Here is an 871-nt window from a genome sequence, read left to right on the forward strand (position 1 = left end):
CTGGGATACCACTTGGAAACAGGTGCTAATACCGGATAACAACATGAATCGCATGATTCAAGTTTGAAAGGCGGCGCAAGCTGTCACTTTAGGATGAGCCCGCGGCGCATTAGCTAGTTGGTGGGGTAAAGGCCTACCAAGGCAATGATGCGTAGCCGAGTTGAGAGACTGATCGGCCACATTGGGACTGAGACACGGCCCAAACTCCTACGGGAGGCAGCAGTAGGGAATCTTCCACAATGGACGCAAGTCTGATGGAGCAACGCCGCGTGAGTGAAGAAGGTTTTCGGATCGTAAAGCTCTGTTGTTGGTGAAGAAGGATAGAGGCAGTAACTGGTCTTTATTTGACGGTAATCAACCAGAAAGTCACGGCTAACTACGTGCCAGCAGCCGCGGTAATACGTAGGTGGCAAGCGTTGTCCGGATTTATTGGGCGTAAAGCGAGCGCAGGCGGAATGATAAGTCTGATGTGAAAGCCCACGGCTCAACCGTGGAACTGCATCGGAAACTGTCATTCTTGAGTGCAGAAGAGGAGAGTGGAACTCCATGTGTAGCGGTGGAATGCGCAGAGATATGGAAGAACACCAGTGGCGAAGGCGGCTCTCTGGTCTGCAACTGACGCTGAGGCTCGAAAGCATGGGTAGCGAACAGGATTAGATACCCTGGTAGTCCATGCCGTAAACGATGAGCGCTAGGTGTTGGGGACTTTCCGGTCCTCAGTGCCGCAGCAAACGCATTAAGCGCTCCGCCTGGGGAGTACGACCGCAAGGTTGAAACTCAAAGGAATTGACGGGGGCCCGCACAAGCGGTGGAGCATGTGGTTTAATTCGAAGCAACGCGAAGAACCTTACCAGGTCTTGACATCCTGCGC

General features: G+C 53.2%; 1 rRNA gene. It reads left to right on the forward strand.

The window, feature by feature from the left end:
• Nucleotides 1–871 (forward strand): 16S ribosomal RNA (locus tag HMPREF3168_RS08170); the annotation flags it as partial.

Source organism: Lactobacillus sp. HMSC08B12 (genome assembly GCF_001808415.1).
In the GTDB taxonomy this organism is placed as follows: domain Bacteria; phylum Bacillota; class Bacilli; order Lactobacillales; family Lactobacillaceae; genus Lactobacillus; species Lactobacillus delbrueckii.